The organism is Vibrio hyugaensis (genome assembly GCF_002906655.1).
Lineage (GTDB): Bacteria > Pseudomonadota > Gammaproteobacteria > Enterobacterales > Vibrionaceae > Vibrio > Vibrio hyugaensis.
Window position 1 is genome coordinate 1,865,144 of sequence record NZ_CP025795.1, and the last position, 16,670, is coordinate 1,881,813.

Annotated in this window: 15 protein-coding genes; 6 read left to right on the top strand and 9 right to left on the bottom strand. The window is 44.5% G+C overall.

Features of this window, described 5'->3' with window-relative positions:
- Window positions 1-8: 8 nt before the first annotated feature.
- From C1S74_RS25275 to C1S74_RS25285, 3 genes are all read left to right on the top strand, one after another.
- Window positions 9-755 (top strand): glycosyltransferase family 2 protein, encoded by a 747-nt coding sequence (locus C1S74_RS25275; protein WP_045398736.1) that lies wholly within the window; start codon window positions 9-11, stop codon window positions 753-755.
- Window positions 752-1,624, top strand: coding sequence for a UTP--glucose-1-phosphate uridylyltransferase GalU (galU, locus tag C1S74_RS25280; RefSeq protein WP_045398737.1), 873 nt, complete (start codon window positions 752-754; stop codon window positions 1,622-1,624). The genes C1S74_RS25275 and galU overlap by 4 nt, the downstream gene beginning before the upstream one ends.
- Before the next feature lie 64 nt (window positions 1,625-1,688).
- Window positions 1,689-2,585 (top strand): sugar transferase, encoded by an 897-nt coding sequence (locus C1S74_RS25285; protein WP_052437297.1) that lies wholly within the window; start codon window positions 1,689-1,691, stop codon window positions 2,583-2,585.
- A gap of 320 nt (window positions 2,586-2,905) precedes the next feature.
- On the opposite strand, the gene tdh is transcribed toward C1S74_RS25285, so the two are convergent.
- The 9 genes from tdh to C1S74_RS25330 form a co-directional block, all read right to left on the bottom strand.
- Window positions 2,906-3,937 carry an L-threonine 3-dehydrogenase gene (gene tdh, locus C1S74_RS25290; RefSeq protein ID WP_038891494.1) on the bottom strand — a complete coding sequence of 344 codons (1,032 nt, stop codon included), beginning with the start codon at window positions 3,935-3,937 and terminating at the stop codon, window positions 2,906-2,908.
- Window positions 3,938-4,139: 202 nt separating this feature from the next.
- Window positions 4,140-5,333: a glycine C-acetyltransferase gene (locus C1S74_RS25295; protein WP_045398738.1), complete on the bottom strand. Its 1,194-nt coding sequence runs from the start codon at window positions 5,331-5,333 to the stop codon at window positions 4,140-4,142.
- A gap of 212 nt (window positions 5,334-5,545) precedes the next feature.
- Window positions 5,546-7,873, bottom strand: coding sequence for a putative bifunctional diguanylate cyclase/phosphodiesterase (locus tag C1S74_RS25300; protein WP_045398739.1), 2,328 nt, complete (start codon window positions 7,871-7,873; stop codon window positions 5,546-5,548).
- Window positions 7,870-8,802, bottom strand: coding sequence for a transporter substrate-binding domain-containing protein (locus C1S74_RS25305; RefSeq protein ID WP_045398740.1), 933 nt, complete (start codon window positions 8,800-8,802; stop codon window positions 7,870-7,872). Before C1S74_RS25305 ends, C1S74_RS25300 begins: the two co-directional genes overlap by 4 nt.
- Before the next feature lie 63 nt (window positions 8,803-8,865).
- Entirely contained in the window at window positions 8,866-10,266 is a 1,401-nt protein-coding gene (locus tag C1S74_RS25310) for an aminotransferase class V-fold PLP-dependent enzyme (RefSeq protein ID WP_045398741.1), read from the bottom strand.
- A gap of 501 nt (window positions 10,267-10,767) precedes the next feature.
- Window positions 10,768-12,141: a sensor histidine kinase gene (locus C1S74_RS25315; RefSeq protein ID WP_045398742.1), complete on the bottom strand. Its 1,374-nt coding sequence runs from the start codon at window positions 12,139-12,141 to the stop codon at window positions 10,768-10,770.
- Window positions 12,142-12,184: 43 nt separating this feature from the next.
- Window positions 12,185-12,916: a response regulator transcription factor gene (locus C1S74_RS25320; protein ID WP_045398743.1), complete on the bottom strand. Its 732-nt coding sequence runs from the start codon at window positions 12,914-12,916 to the stop codon at window positions 12,185-12,187.
- Between the two features lie 146 nt (window positions 12,917-13,062).
- Window positions 13,063-13,758 (bottom strand): spondin domain-containing protein, encoded by a 696-nt coding sequence (locus C1S74_RS25325; RefSeq protein WP_045398744.1) that lies wholly within the window; start codon window positions 13,756-13,758, stop codon window positions 13,063-13,065.
- 9 nt (window positions 13,759-13,767) lie between these two features.
- Entirely contained in the window at window positions 13,768-14,451 is a 684-nt protein-coding gene (locus C1S74_RS25330; RefSeq protein WP_045398745.1) for a spondin domain-containing protein, read from the bottom strand.
- A 274-nt stretch (window positions 14,452-14,725) separates the two neighbouring features.
- Here C1S74_RS25330 and C1S74_RS25335 point away from each other — a divergent pair, with 274 nt between their 5' ends.
- The 3 genes from C1S74_RS25335 to gloA2 all read left to right on the top strand — a co-directional run bounded on the left by C1S74_RS25335 (window position 14,726) and on the right by gloA2 (window position 16,620).
- A complete protein-coding gene (locus C1S74_RS25335) occupies window positions 14,726-15,199 on the top strand; it encodes a hypothetical protein (protein ID WP_045398746.1) in 474 nt (157 codons plus the stop codon).
- A 77-nt stretch (window positions 15,200-15,276) separates the two neighbouring features.
- Complete coding sequence (locus tag C1S74_RS25340) at window positions 15,277-16,206, top strand: LysR family transcriptional regulator (RefSeq protein WP_045398747.1); 930 nt, start codon at window positions 15,277-15,279, stop codon at window positions 16,204-16,206.
- 30 nt (window positions 16,207-16,236) lie between these two features.
- Window positions 16,237-16,620, top strand: coding sequence for an SMU1112c/YaeR family gloxylase I-like metalloprotein (gene gloA2 / locus C1S74_RS25345; RefSeq protein ID WP_045398748.1), 384 nt, complete (start codon window positions 16,237-16,239; stop codon window positions 16,618-16,620).
- Window positions 16,621-16,670 lie beyond the last annotated feature (50 nt).

The following is a 16,670-nucleotide window of genomic DNA, read 5'->3' on the forward strand; positions in this document are numbered from 1 at the left end:
CGTCGTGAATGTTAGTATCTATTATCACACCGTCTTTTAATTGCCAGAACACAATTAAAAAGACTATAAAGTCTGTAATGAATCAAACTTACCAAAATTGGGAAATGATCATTGTTGATGATTGTTCTACAGATGGTTCATTAGAAATTATTGAACGATTCATCTCAAATGAACCACGGATAAAGTTAATTAGGAGTAGCTGGAACGGTGGTGCTGCCGTTGCAAGAAATACAGGTATCTCCATAGCAAAAGGGCGATTTATCGCTTTTCTTGATAGTGATGACCTTTGGCATGAAACAAAGTTAGAAAAACAAATTCAGTTCATGCTGGATAATAACGTTGAATTGAGTTACACACCGTATAACCGATATCATGCAAACGGTACATTATTAGGAGCGTTTTTCCCTAAAAGCAAACTAACCTACAAAGACATTTTGAAATCAAATAGTATCGGGTGCTTAACCGCTATCTACGACACACAACGAATTGGTAAGGTATTCATGCCTAACATTTCAAAGCGTCAAGATATGGGTTTATGGTTGCGTATTTTAAAGCAAGTTGAGTATGCTCACTGTTATAATGAAGTTCTAGCTGATTACTTAGCCGTTCAGGAAAACAGTGTTTCATCAAATAAACTAACTGCGGCAAAATTCCAATGGCGTTTATACCGTGAAGTAGAAAAATTAGATTTAAAAACAAGTCTATATAACTTTGTGAACTATTTTTATTACGGCGTTAAGAAATCAAAAGCATGAAAGCAGTAATTCCAGTCGCAGGCCTTGGCACTCGCATGTTGCCCGCAACGAAAGCCATTCCTAAAGAGATGTTACCGTTAGTTGATAAGCCGCTAATTCAGTACATCGTAAACGAGTGTGTCGCAGCCGGTATAAAAGAAATCGTACTTGTTACCCACTCTTCTAAAAACGCTATCGAAAACCATTTCGATACATCATTCGAGTTAGAAACCACACTTGAGCAACGTGTCAAGCGTCAACAGTTAGACGAAATCCGTTCTATCTGCCCGCCTGATGTCACCATTATGCACGTTCGACAAGGTAAAGCGTTGGGTTTAGGCCATGCGGTTCTGTGTGCTAAACCTATGATAGGTGATGATGATTTTGTTGTGGTGCTTCCTGATGTGATTCTAGATGAATACACAGCAGACCAAGCCACAGAGAATCTTGCAGGAATGATCGAGCGCTTTAACCGTTTCAATGCGTCGCAAATCTTGGTTGAGCCTGTACCAATGGAAGAAACATTCAAGTACGGGATCGCTGACATTGGCGGCGAGTTGTTGAAGCCTAGTGAGTCGTCAAAAATTAAGGCTATGGTCGAGAAGCCAGATCCATCGGTTGCCCCATCTAACCTTGCAATCGTTGGCCGCTATGTTCTCTCCCATCGAATTTGGGATCTGCTAGAGCAAACCCAAGTCGGCACAGGTGGCGAAATCCAATTGACCGACGCAATTGACGCACTTATCGAAATCGAAGCCGTAGAAGCGTATCACATGACTGGTGAATCCCATGATTGTGGTGACAAACTAGGATATGCCAAAGCATTTTTCAAATATGCGTTGCGGCACCATTCGATTGGTTCCGATTTTAAAAACTTCCTCGAACATTAAATAAAATTTAATTGTTTTATTTTAAAAGGGTGCTGTCTAGCGCCCTTTTCTTTTGGTATGTGCAATGAAAAACATTATTAACGTCTACTGTCCATCAGAATACGAAAATCTAGTTATTCAAATTCTAGATAAACACAAATTAAATTACTCGATTAACAAAACTGACTTAGATATTTTCCGGAATCAACAGATTTGCCATTTCATGAGTTCGCAATTAAGTAAAGAGACTCATGATTTACTAATCAAAGCGACAAAATACGGCGCGACGATTGAACCACTTTCAGAGTATCTATCAAAGAAAGTCGGTTACATTGAGTTAGAGCTGCTACACCCTGATTACTTCTTGCAACATAAATCGTTTTCTATCCTACGCAAAAAACACTACGAATTGCAGAAACGACTCTTAGATTTAATGATGGTCGCTTTACTTGCTCCAATCGCCATCCCTATCGGGTTAATAACAGCGGCTGCAATCAAATTGGAATCAGAGGGTGACGTTTTCTTTAAGCAGGAACGTGTAGGACGCTACAACAAACCATTTAAGGTCATTAAGTTCCGCTCAATGGGTATGGATGCAGAAAAGAACGGCGCGCAATGGGCGAGTAAAAACGATATGCGAGTCACTCGTGTCGGTAAGTTTATTCGTAAAACGCGCATCGACGAACTACCTCAACTGATCAACGTCCTCAAAGGTGAAATGTCGATGGTTGGCGCACGTCCAGAACGTGAAGTGTTCATCCAGGATTTGGAGAAAGAGATACCTTACTACCGTTTCCGCCACGCAGCACACGTTGGCATCACTGGGTTGGCTCAGGTTTCCTACCCTTACGGTGAATCATTGGAAGATGCGAAATGGAAACACCGTTATGATGTTCACTACATCAAAAACCAATCGCTAATGGTCGACCTTAAGATTCTGACCAAAACGGTGAAAGTCGTTTTGTTTGGCATGGGTCAGTAAAAGAGGAACACTAGCCGACTCTTCCAACACATTGAAATTCAATGTGGTCGTAGAAGTCAGTGTAATACGTACCGAAATCAGTAAAGAATAATATTAAGGAAGAGCAGTGTGGAAAATGCGGTACAGTGAAAACTCTCTAACATTAGTTAAAAATTACATAGTGTTAGATACAAAAGTGTCCCATAAACTATGGGACACTTTGATAGGTCAAAAAGAGTTACATGTAGCAATTCATATTTACTAATTCATTCGTTTGAATAACCAACATTCACATTAAGAACTCACTCAAATCATACAACTCCTACCTAACCCTACTTCCCTTATTCCCAATCAAGAATAACCTTGCCTGACATACCGCTGCGCATTACGTCGAAGCCTTCTTGGAAGTCATCAATCTTGTAGTGGTGCGTGATGATTGGCGATAGATCCAAACCAGATTGGATCAGTGAAGCCATCTTGTACCAAGTTTCGAACATTTCACGACCGTAAATACCTTTGATCACCAAGCCTTTGAAGATAACTTGGTTCCAGTCGATACCCATGTCTGATGGTGGAATACCTAGCAGTGCAATGCGACCACCGTGGTTCATAGTCGTTAGCATAGAGTTGAATGCTGCTGGGTTACCAGACATTTCTAGGCCTACGTCGAAACCTTCTGTCATGCCTAGCTCAGACATTACGTCTTCTAACTTCTCTTCAGCAACGTTTACTGCGCGCGTTACGCCCATCTTACGAGCAAGTTCTAGGCGGTATTCGTTCACGTCTGTGATCACTACATGACGAGCACCAACGTGTTTCGCTACTGCCGCTGCCATGATGCCGATTGGGCCAGCACCAGTGATCAGTACATCTTCGCCTACTAGGTCGAAAGAAAGCGCGGTGTGTACTGCGTTACCAAACGGGTCAAAGATAGACGCTAGATCGTCAGAGATGCCTTCAGGGATCTTGAACGCATTGAACGCTGGGATCACTAGGTATTCTGCGAATGCACCCTCACGGTTAACGCCCACACCAATCGTGTTACGACATAGGTGAGTACGGCCGCCACGACAGTTACGACAGTGACCACACGTGATGTGACCTTCGCCAGATACGCGGTCACCGATTTCAAAGCCACGAACTTCCTGGCCAATCGCAACCACTTCGCCCACGTATTCGTGACCGACAACCATAGGTACTGGAATTGTCTTTTGTGACCATTCGTCCCAGTTGTAGATGTGTACGTCTGTACCACAGATAGCGGTTTTCTTAATTTTGATCAGAATGTCGTTATGGCCAACTTCAGGTTTATCAACCTCAGTCATCCAGATGCCTTGTTCAGGCTTTAGCTTTGATAATGCTTTAATTTTCATAGTATTCACCAAACATTGCCCCGCTCTATGCGTGACAAAAAATTCTTTCATCTAATGCGTTTAAAGAAGAAATAAAGGCTTTGCCCATGAGCCGACTCTGAAGAGTTGGGAAAGCCTTTTTATCTTTAAACGTAAGCTCTTTCTCCTTCCTATCTAATCCCTCCCCTATGCTTAGGAGGAGGCTAGGAAGGGGAAACGAAACTTAGATGATGCCCATGTCCTTACCAACTTGGATAAACGCGTCGATTGCACGGTCTAGTTGCTCACGAGAGTGCGCCGCAGACATTTGAGTACGGATACGCGCTTGACCTTTTGGTACAACAGGGAATGAGAAGCCGATTACGTAGATGCCTTTCTCTAGAGCGCGCTCTGCGAATTCTGCTGCTACTTTTGCGTCGCCAAGCATGATTGGAATGATTGCGTGGTCAGCACCACCCATTGTGAAGCCTGCGTCTTCCATACGAGTACGGAAGTGTGCTGCGTTTTCCCATAGGCGGTCACGTAGGTCACCGCTCTCTTCTAGTAGGTCTAGAACGCGAATAGAAGCGCTTACGATTGCTGGTGCAACAGAGTTAGAGAATAGGTATGGACGAGAACGCTGACGTAGCCAGTCAATCACTTCCGCTTTACCAGACGTGTAACCGCCTGAAGCGCCGCCCATTGCTTTACCTAGCGTACCAGTGATGATGTCGATACGGTCAACCACGTTGTGGTGCTCGTGCGTACCTGCACCTGTTTTCCCCATGAAGCCAACAGCGTGAGAGTCATCAACCATCGTCAATGCGCCGTACTTCTCTGCTAGGTCACAGATAGCTGGAAGGTTTGCCACTACGCCGTCCATTGAGAACACGCCGTCAGTTACGATAAGAATGTGGCGAGCACCCGCTTCTTTCGCAGCGATCAGTTGTTGCTCTAGTTCTTCCATATTGTTATTTGAGTAGCGGAAACGCATCGCTTTACATAGACGAACACCGTCGATAATTGACGCGTGGTTTAGAGAGTCAGATATGATTGCGTCTTCTTTGCCTAGAATCGTTTCAAATAGGCCCGCGTTTGCGTCGAAACATGATGTGTAAAGAATCGTGTCTTCTTTACCTAGGAACTTAGAAAGCTTCTGCTCAAGCTCTTTGTGGATGTCTTGAGTACCACAGATGAAACGTACTGAAGCCATACCAAAACCGTGCTCGTCCATGCCTGCTTTACCCGCTTCGATAAGTGCTGGGTGGTTAGCAAGACCAAGGTAGTTGTTCGCACAGAAGTTTAGTACTTCTTCACCAGTAGAGATTTTAACAGCCGCTTGCTGTTGAGACGTGATAATACGCTCTGCTTTGTAAAGACCTTCCGCCTTCACTTCTTCAATTTGCTGTTCAATCTGTTGGTAAAATGCAGAAGACATTCGCAATTCCTTCCTGTTTATTTTGTCGAGTTTTTACTCGATTAGAATTAGGTTGAGCCTTTATGTGACAGGGGTCACAGGCACTTACTTATCAATTAAGTGTAGTGTAATTCAAGGAAGGAAAAACGATTATCCCTCAAGGTGGAAAAGCATTAATGAATCCGAGGCACGAATCCAGTTAATGCTTTTCAATGAGGTTGTAATGAAAGGGATTATAGCCAAGTCGGCTTAGCTAAAAGTGCTTCAAAGTCCTTAGCAGGTAATGGTCGGCTATAGTGGAAACCTTGTCCGAACTCACAGTTTAGGTTTTTCAGGTAATCCACATGACGCTGTTCTTCGATGCCTTCTGCGACAATCTTCAGATTCAGCGCTTTCGCCATCGCAATAATCACGTTCACAAGCTCACGGTCGGACTCATTCTCAAACATGTTCTGCAAGAAGCTACGGTCGATTTTGAGGCGATCAAACGGGAACTTCTGCAAGTAGCTTAATGCGGAATAACCGGTACCAAAATCATCAATTGTCAGCTTTGCGCCAAGTGAGCGCAACTCGTCCAACATCCCCATCAGCTCGTTGCTGTGGTTGAACAAAAGGCTTTCCGTTACTTCTACATCAAACATCTCGGCTGGTAACCCAGACTCTTTGAGGTGCTGTTTGATTTGTTCCAATAAACGATCGCAGTAACGAAATTGCACGCTCGAGAAATTCACAGACACAAACAAAGGCGAAATAGTCTGCCACTGTGCCGCTTGTTGAGACGCTTGACGAATCGCAAAGTCACCCAGTTGGTGAATCAAACCATTCTTCTCGGCAATCGAGATAAACTCTTCTGGATTCACGAAACCGAACTTCTCGTCATTCCAACGCATCAAGGCTTCTGCTCCCACAATCGCGCCACTATTGAGATCGATGATCGGTTGGTAGTAAAGCTCTAATAAATCGTGAGAAATCGCGTGACGCAAACGGCTTTCCAAGTCTAAGAAACGTTGGAGATCTTGGTTCATATTGTGGTCATAGAAACAAAATGCGTTGCGGCCATCTTGCTTCACGCGGTACATCGCCATGTCAGCACACGCGAGTAACTGCTCTGAGTTATTGCCATCTTCTGGATAGACAGACATACCCACGCTTGCGGACAAGAAGAATTCATGATTTTGCCAAACAAACGGCTCGTTAAACACAGACAATACAGTTGCGGCAAAGCGCTTAGCACTGTCGGCGTTGTCTAAGTCTGGAATCACCAATAAGAACTCATCACCGCCAATTCGTGCCAACAAATCGCTTTTCCGCACCGCCTGATGAAGCCGCTCAGCACTCAGTTTGAGGATCTCATCACCAACAAAGTGTCCCATCGAGTCATTGATTTGTTTGAAATGGTCAAGGTCGATGAACATCACCAGTACGCTAGAGCCTGTGCGTTCAGCGCGTGACAGCTCCAATCCAAGACGCTCAGAACCATAAACTCGATTTGGTAAACCGGTTAATGCATCGTGCTTGGCTTGATACGCCAGTTCCATTTCGGATGATTTACGACGCTCAATCTCACTAGTTAGGCGTTGGTTTTGCTGAGATAAGAAATCTTTGCGTTTCTTCTCTTCTTCCAGTTTGATCTTCAGTTCGACACGAGTGTTGTTGAGGTTGAACGCATACAACAGACCAAACACAATCAGAATAGCGAGAATACTTAATCCGGAAATAAAAATTCGAGAAGTATAGATGTCGCGTTCACTGAGAGACTCAAACCAAGCCATCAATTTGAAATGATGATGTTCCATTGGCACTTCGAAATAGATTTTTTCTTTTAGCTCTTGAGCTAGCACTTCTGGCTCGGTGATGTTTTCCTGTTCCAACTTACGGCTGATGGAATCCCACACTTCCATTTCTACATTATTGATTTTCAGTACCATGCGACTGTAACTGTCCTCATGCTCCTGATTGGTCAGTTGGGAAATCACCACCTTCTCGTTGATATCAGCAATCAAATAGCCGACAGGCTTACCTGAGAACATGACTTGCTTGATCACCTGGATCAGTACTTTGCCATCTTCACGCACCGCTCTGACTTCTTCACTGTGATCGTGATCATTCAGTAAACGCGAAGTATCAACACGATGATCGGATTTTTGGCCTGTTGTGACAATGGTCGAGCCATCAAGACCTATCAAAGTTAGCTGGTTGTAGATCACTTGATTATTGACGATTTTGGTTCCTGACTTTTCTTGCAGTTTGCGTTTTAAATTGATCAAACTTGCGCCTAAGCCATACTCCATCGACATACCTGATGCAAGGTTGGCGAAAAAGGTTTGCACCGTTTTATCGGTCGATAAATGGTCTATATCTTCGCTGGCAATCGTAAATAAATTATCAAGGGTACCTGCATAACTTTTAACCTTTAGATCGAGTTCTCGGTGCTGTGAATCTTTTAATTTATGTTGACCTAAACTTGTTACCGTAATAATCATCGCCAAATAGAGCGATACCAATATCGCACTGACGGTGATGATCTTTTGACTTGATATTTTTTTTACAGACTTTCTCATATATCTTTCTTACTATCTTCTAAGAAGTAGTCATTATAAAAATAGTAAATAGATGGGTAGTATTTCTCAACCAAGGCCTGGTATGTCCCATCTTGCTTAATTGAATTTAAGTATTGGTTAAATGCGGCTCTTAATTCAGGAGAGTCTTTACGGAAGGCAACCGCCATTTTTTGGTTTTCTGATATAGGGCCGATGACTTTGATTTCCCCAGGCCATTTTTCTAATGCAATCAGTGTATCAGCGACATCAAGCAGCGTACTTTCTGCATCGTTTTTCATGATGGCTGGCACCATCTCATTCAATCGACGTTGACCATCAGGCAGGATAACCTTGGCCCCCGTATCGTAGAGGTTGTAGAGGTTTGGGTCCAGACACGAGTGCTCCATTGCTAATACTTCACGTCCATTGATGAGCGCTTTCACCTTTTTGATATCGTTTTCCACTAAACCCGTTGGTGTAATTGGTGTTAGGTTGGAGTCGGTCCGAGCCACCAGCCATACTGCGGAAGGAAAATAATCATTTGAAAAGTCAATGACCTCTTTTCGCCACTCAAGAATGGTAACACCATTGGCAATAAGGTCACCTTCAATCGGCATCTTTTCACCCAGCATCAATTGCGCATCTTTGTATGCGACTTGCTGGCCTGTCAGTTTACCAACCACATTGTTCCACTGAGCAGGGATGTATTGGTAACGTACGCCTAGAGACTTAGCAAAGCCTTTAACGATATCAACATCCAACCCCGTCAATGTTTGCATTTCACCTTGATCGATGTAGGAAACAAAGTTGGCATAAGGCACACCAATATGACGCAACACGCCACTGTCCTTGATATCTTGCAAATCACCAGCAGAGGTCTGAGTCGATAGCAACATCGCCACACCAATAGCAAGACTGGCCATGGTTTGCTTAATTGTTTTCACTGACATGGTGAATATCCCTCTCTTTCATAAAGCGCCCAATCAAGGGCGCTTTGGTGCATAACAACAGCGTTAGAATGAGTAGTAAAGGTCTGCAATCGCTTCGACTAGACCTTCTACATCTCCGTCATCGTGGAATAAATGAGTAGAGATACGCAGTGCGTGCGTTTCAAACGAATCGTCTTTGTACAACTTGAAGCTTGTCGTACGAATGATGTAGCCATACTCCTCACGAAGGCGATCACGGAACAATGTTAGGCGCTCCTCATCAGTCACATCATCAAAAGGGTTAAAGGTAGTCAGACCGCTGGTTAAGCCTTCCACGTTTGGTGAGTACATCTTCGCATAAGGTAACGCTTCACTAAGCAGTGTCTTACATTGGTCACTCAATTCTAAAATGCGTTCTTCAATACGGTCACGGCCGATCTCATCCCACATTTTACAGCTATCAGCAAGTGCTTGTTTTGCTGGGTAGTTATCGTTACCAATGTATTGCATTTGCAGCTGCTTACCTAGGTAATCAGCATGAGAAAGCGACGAGTTTATCAACCATAATGGGTTATCACGGTCACTCCAATACTCATTCAAACGGTTACCGTCATCACGTACATACAAGATACCTGTCGCGCCTGGACCACACTGCCATTTATGGCCAGATCCTGCATAAAAATCACAATCCATATCGTGAAAATCTAGATCGAACATGCCAACAGTGTGCGCGCCGTCAACTAAGGTTGGGATACTGTGTTGCTTTGCTAGAGAACAGATAGCTTTAGCAGGGAGAGTCGTACCGGTTTTGTAGGTAATATGAGAGAACACGATAAGACGAACATTGTGGTGGGTTTCAATCGCATCGCGGAAGGCTTGAATGTAATCTTCTTCCGTCACGTTTTCTGTACCGGTGAAAACCGGCAGTTGAATTTCTACCACGTCCACACCGAAGCGATGTTTTGCCACGTTCATTGGTGACGTTGCAGCAACGTGTTCATGGTGAGTCGTTAGGATTACATCACCCGGTTCAAAATGCAGGCCGTTAATAATAGAACATAAGCCATCTGTCGTATTTCGGCTTAGTACAATCTCGTCCGCATTTGCCCCAAAGCCAGGAGCAATGTCTTTAATCATCTCTGATACGTAAGGGAAGCTACCAAATTTATTCTTCATATCCCAAGGATACTTTGCTACCAACTTGTTGTTGTGCTCGTAACCTTCTAGAACTGATTTTGGCATCGAGCCTGTAGTCCCCACGTTCATGTAAGTCGTTCGCTTATCCAATACGAACTGCTTTTGAACTTTACGCCAAAAGCGTTTATCGTTCTTTTTACCTAGCCTGCTCCAGTCGATATTCTGTTCCTTTGCTTGTACAGCACCAGAAAACGCGGAAGCACTGACGCCAGCCACAACTGCACCAGTTGCACCTTTTAAGAAATTGCGGCGGCTGCGATTAGTCTGAATAGATTCCTTGTCGCTCATCTTTTCGATCCTTGTCGGAAGTTTAGCCATATTATTAATTATGAATCCGTAACTATCTGTTACTAAAACATTATTACCTCATCACCAGATAGTTTAGATTTTTCAGCTGCCATTAAGTGACTCTAGTTCCACTTTTTCATTCCATATGATGATATAAGCAACAACTTCCCCCCTTTTTTATAAGCAAACAGACACATACTTGTATATTCATTAAAACACTTATTTCCAATATAAAGTAAATCGCATTTTATAATATATAATTACGATAAAAATGCCATTTGTGATATTTTATATCGTAATTTAGACAACAAGGTTAATATCAAGATATAGCACGTTAAATATGTAACATAATAAATTTAATTCAGCAGGATTATCATTCATTTGTTGGAATAACAACCATGGCGAATTATTAAGCAATAGAGCTATTTATTAACAGAACGACAAATAAGAAAAAGAGGATAAAGCGCCTAGGAAGAGGGATAGACGCTATATATTCCGAGATTAAACCGCTCGAAGCGTGAATTTTTGTTGGTACTGAGATGGCGTGGCGTTGGTTTCTAAATAGCTATGGTGAAGCATCAAAATAGACTGCACGATCTTCGTGCCGATGCCTAAAGAGCCACCTTCAGCATTCTTTTCGATATGGTTAATGAAGGTAAAATGAATTCGAGTCTTATCTTCACTCAAATGGGCTTGGCAATGCACTGCTGAACCAATTGGGCTGTGACGGAGTGCATTCTCCAATAAGTTAAGCACTAAACGCTCTAGCAACCCTTTATCGCCGACGGTTTTAATCTTATCTTCCACTTCAACTTTGAGTTCTACCTCTTTTCGTGAAAACTGGCTTTGCATTGTCTCAGCACATTCGGCCATTAAAGCGCTAAGCTCGACAGGGCGATATTCATAATTCGGCATTGGTGCTTCTTTGCGCGCGGCATCCAGCAAAGAATGCAATTGAGTTGAGAGCTTCTCACAGTTTCGGAAAGCGACATCAATCAAAGGATCGGATTCCGGATGTTGCAAACGCCACGTTTCCAAATAGCCGAGCACACTCGATAACGGCGTTTTTAAATCATGACTGAGCTGCAACAAGCTTTGACGACGATGCGACGATTGATACTCCAACTGCAAAAACTGTTGCTGGATATGCTTTGCCATCATTTGATAAGAACGTGCAATCGGCACTAACTCCGGAACTTGGTGAGTGAAATCCGGCTGCAAACGGAAATCATGTTCTGCTTGTTGTTGAAGTTGATTAGTTACGCGCTCAATGGGATTCAGTAAGCTGCGTTTTACCAGTACATACGCACCCAATGCAAAACCTAAAATCGACACCAGCACTAATCCTGCAAGTGCTATGTAAGGGGTATCGACTTGAGCATTGGCAATGGCGTCATGTCGGGTACTACCAATCACCACATAGAGATAGCCGACCGTAGAGCCCAATTCTTCTATCGCCGCGACAGAAAAGACTTTGTGTTCACCACGATTACGTGGGTCTTCGCCCAAAATAGGAAAGGGTTGGTCATTTAAGAATTGCTTAATGGGATTGAGATCCACCGCCCCCATGATCTCCGCCCCTTCCGGTGCTGCATGGGTGGTGATATTGCCTTGGCTATCGAGGAAGTAGATTTCAAAATCAGGGCCGATCAGCATCAGTGTATGAAAGATAGACTTGAGCGCTTTAGGATTGTAATCCGTACCGATCATCAGCGGATTATCATCACGCATGTGGCTAGCTAGCTCTTTGTGTAGGCTTTGCTTAGTGCGTAACTCAATGGTTTCTTTTTGCCAATTGTAAGTCAGTGCAATCACCACTGCCGCGAGGCAAAACCACAAGCTAGTAAATACCACTAAGCGAGATTTGAAGCTCATCCTATCGCCTCCTTAAACAGCACTAATGACTGGAAGAGAAAAGTTATTGTCGTGGCTGAAACTTGTACCCCACGCCCCAGACCGTTTGAATAAAGTGATGCTCAGAGTCAGACAAAGACAACTTACTGCGTAGGCGATTTACGGTGCTACACACTGTGTGATGGTAGCCCGAGTGACTGGTATTCCACACATGATCGAGCAGTTCATCTTTGCTATAAACTCTACCCGGTCGAGTCGCAAGAAACTGCAATAGAGTGAACTCAGTTGCAGTTAGGGTGACATCTTTGTCATTGAGCGAGACTTGATGCAATTCAGGGATAATTCTTAAAGGACCAAAATCCATGCAGTCTTCGAGATTGGTTCTTTCAGATTGTACTTCGACGGTTTGACTCACCCGTCGTAATACGTTTCGTACTCGCGCTTGGAATTCTAATACGCTAAATGGCTTAGTGATGTAGTCATCAACGCCCGCTTCTAAACCGTCAACCTTGTCCATTTCACCGTCTCTGGCCGTCAAGATGAGTACTGGGCTCCAATCTTGTTGCTGACGTAAATAATGGCAGATATCTAAGCCGTCACCGTCTGGCAAACCTCGGTCAAGAATGAGTAAATCAAAAGGTTGTTGCTGGTATTGCGCTTTGGCTTCGGCGACATTCGTTACCCGCGACACTTGATGTCCTTGAAACTTGAGATGCATTTGAACCAGTTCTGCCAAATCATCATCGTCTTCCACCAGCAAAATGTTCGCGACTAAATTGATTGCCTGCTGTTCCATGGTCCTTTCCCTGCGGTTGAGTATCCTCACTTTGCACATGACCGGAACAAGCCCGCATTTCTTTCAAAAAAGGCACCGATGACGCCATGAGGGTTAAAGCACTTGGCTACAAGCGCTTTGGAAAGGAGACGTCATCGGAGCCTGTATTACTCGACCCGAGTGATGGTGACTTTCGCACCAGGGTTCAAGAAACGATGGTTCGCAGAAAGTGCTGAGTTTGCTAATCCATCATCTTGGCTAACAACACCCACATGGAATGCAACGACGTCATTGCTGTCATTACGAGCGGCATTGAAGCCCTCTCCGCCACCCGCTGGGCCTGGTATGGTTGCGGCAAACTCATCGTTCAGTTCTGTACCGGAATCCCAAACGTTCATGCTCATTTCATAACTTTCACCCACTGCGAGCGATTTGAGCGATAGCCCAGTTTCGCCAACAAAGGCATCGTTGGTATTCACAAACATAGACGCCACAGACAAGTAACCGTAACGACTAGGGTCAACCGTGATGGTGACTTCGTCCGATGCCCCCGGCAACACCAATCCATTACCCGAAATACCTTGGTAAACACTGTCATTGCTGTTCATCAATTCAATCAGCTCTGCATTACTACCGCCTTCGGCAAGATGCTCAAGTTCAACAGATGCAGCTTGTCCAATTTCAAACAGTTGGTAGTCACCATTGTGAGTAAGTACCGCGAGCGGAGACATAGGTTGATTCGCAGTCAAGTTCGCCACGTTGACGGTGTAACGGTACGATTTCACTACGTCATTATCATCATCGCTTGGACAACCGGCGAGCAAGCCGACTGAAGCTGCTACTAGTAAGATTCTGTATTTCATACATCCCCCTTACTTCACAACGATGGTGATGGTTGCGACTGGGTTTAACCAACGATGGCTGCTGCTGTCTAGGTCACTGATGCCGCCAGTTGGGTCGCTATCACCAAGGTTACCCGGATGCACGTGAACTTTGTCGTTAGTTACTGTTGCTTCAATGCCTGTGCCGCCAGTACCAAAGGTAATGAAAGGTGGGTTTGGCATGCTAGAGGCAAGTTCATCGTTCGCTTCTGTGCCGGCATCGTAACTTCTTAGTGTTGCTCGGTATGTGCCCGCTTCAGTTGGAATCTTCCAGCTATCTAGACCAACGAAACCATCATTGGTTGGCAGCAACATCGCGCTCAGAGAGAGATAACCGTGGTCGCCACTGTCCAAGGTGAAGGTGGTTGCAACACCCGGATTCAAAATACCACCAGCAGGATTCTCAACCACCGCACCACCAGCGTTACCAATCACACTAGCAAGACCAGAGATGTCGCCGCCTTCTGCCATTGCTTCTAGTTCTGGCGTTGCTGCTTGACCCGTTCTGAACATTTGAAGGTCAGAGCCATGTGCGGCAACAATAAGTGGCGTAAAGTAGATGCCTTTGGTTGCGTTTGTCACGGTGATTTCCAATTCCGCCGCATTCACTGATGCAGAGCCTAGTGCCATAGCGACTGAAGTCATGACGAGTCCGAGTTGGGTACGTTTTTTCATTGTGATTCCATCCTTTAATGAGGGTTGAACTACCCAAGCCCATGTGTACGGCTTTACTTCTTTGTTCGTGACTTGAGTAGGTTAAGCATTACGTTTCGAACGTTTTGCGTTCTTGCCTCTAAGAATGACGAGCAAATCTATCAGCAACTTCATCGAATTCTCATAAAATTCTCACAAGTTCTGTTCGAATTCTGTCAACAGCACTTTTGTATTTACACTTCGCGCTATCCCCTCCTACAATGCGGTATTCTCTGTTTAAATCACGATTCTCACCATGATTCATAACGTTCTGTCTGCCTACTATGGCGAAATCTACGGCATCGCTTTTTTCAACCACTACTTGAGCCATTGCGCCCAAAGTGAACAACAAACACTGTGGCAAACCTTGATTGAAGTGGAAGAGATCACCGCAGAAAAGCTCAAACCTGTACTGCTGACAAATGGCATGGATATCGAAAATCGACACCAAGAGATGCTGGATAAAGGCTTTGCTGATGCAAGCAAATGGATTGGTTTACCATGGCAAGAGTTGGTGGCGACTCTTCTGAAATGGGTGGAGCCTTATGAGGTCAAGTATCGAGAGTGGCATGAAGAAGTGAAAGCTTCACAGCAGTATTCAATCGCTGAGCAAGAAGCTATCGAGTTGATTGCAGACCACGAAACGGCCATTTATCGCTGTTGGCAGCAATACCATACTGGTGAATCTGGCTTGCCTGCACTCAATGCATTTTTGGCAAAATATCGTTAAAGCGAGACGGTGACACTTGAACCTCGTGAAACCGTACCAGACAATATCGTTATTCCGCTGCGCAGAACTGAACAATTATGGTTAATCCAAAACTCATTGCCCTACTTCCTGATCTTGCTTCGTTTATCTTAGTGGTAAACGAAGGCAGTTTTACCGCTGCAGCCAAACAACTCGGCGTGACGCCATCGGCTTTAAGTAAGTTGATCACCCGATTAGAGCAAGCCCTCTCGGTCAAACTGTTTGAGCGCACGACTCGTAAGTTGATCATCACTCAAGCTGGGCAAAAGGTTTACGACCAAAGCATCGCAATGGTGAATGCCGCGCAGCAAGCCGTTGAGCTATCTGCGGAAGATCATGCCGAGCCCACAGGCGCACTCACAGTGGCAGCTCCTGAAGCATTTCTTAATTCGGTGCTTCAACCGTTTGTGTTGCCATTCCTAGAACGTTATCCAAATATTCAGCTTAAGCTGCGTGCAGCAGATGGTGAGATTGATCTTTTCCGCCAAGGTATTGATGTCGCGTTTAAGCTCACTGACAAACCCGATGAGAATCTGGTACTCAAAGAGCTCAGCAAGACCAATCTCGTTTTATGTGCCTCTCCAGATTACCTAACCAAACACGGTATGCCTGAGCATCCGACTGAACTTGAGCAGCACGATTGTATTTACCTTGCCGAGAACGACAAAGACAACATCTGGTCGTTCTTTAAAGAGGAAGCCTTTCATTCGATTGCAGTAAGTGGACGCTACGCTGTCAACCACTCTCAAATGCGCTTGAACGGGGTTAAGTCTGGCTTGGGAATTGGGATCTTCCATGACTTCGTGATCAAAGACGCGTTAGAGCAAGGAGAAGTGGTGGAGGTATTGCCGGATTGGATGATCAAGAGTAACTACCATGGCGCTATCGCGATGCAGTATGCACAAACCAAATACATGCCTGCTCGTCTGCGCGTGTTTATCGACTTCGTTAAGGAGCATTTAGTCTCCGAGGACACTAACCATGCTTGAGGATACGAGCCATGTTTGAAGAGGCTAACCATGTTTAATGCCATTCATCACGTCGCGATCATTTGCAGCGACTACCCAAGGTCAAAACGCTTTTACACTGAAGTGTTGGGGTTCAAAATCCTTGCTGAAAATTATCGTGAAGCCAGAGACTCATACAAGCTTGACCTCGCCTTACCTGACGGCAGCCAAGTGGAACTGTTTAGCTTTCCGGGCGCACCAGAGAGACCGAGCTTTCCTGAAGCACAAGGCCTGCGACATCTCGCGTTTTTGGTTAATGATGTTGAACAGGTGAAAGCCTACCTAGAATCGAATGACGTTGAAGTTGAGCCAATTCGTATTGACGAATTCACAGGCAAAGCATTTACCTTCTTCCAAGACCCAGATGGCTTGCCACTGGAGATTTACCAGAAATAAGAAGAGCCAGCACTTCGCTGGCTCTTTTACTATTCCACTCTTTACCTGTT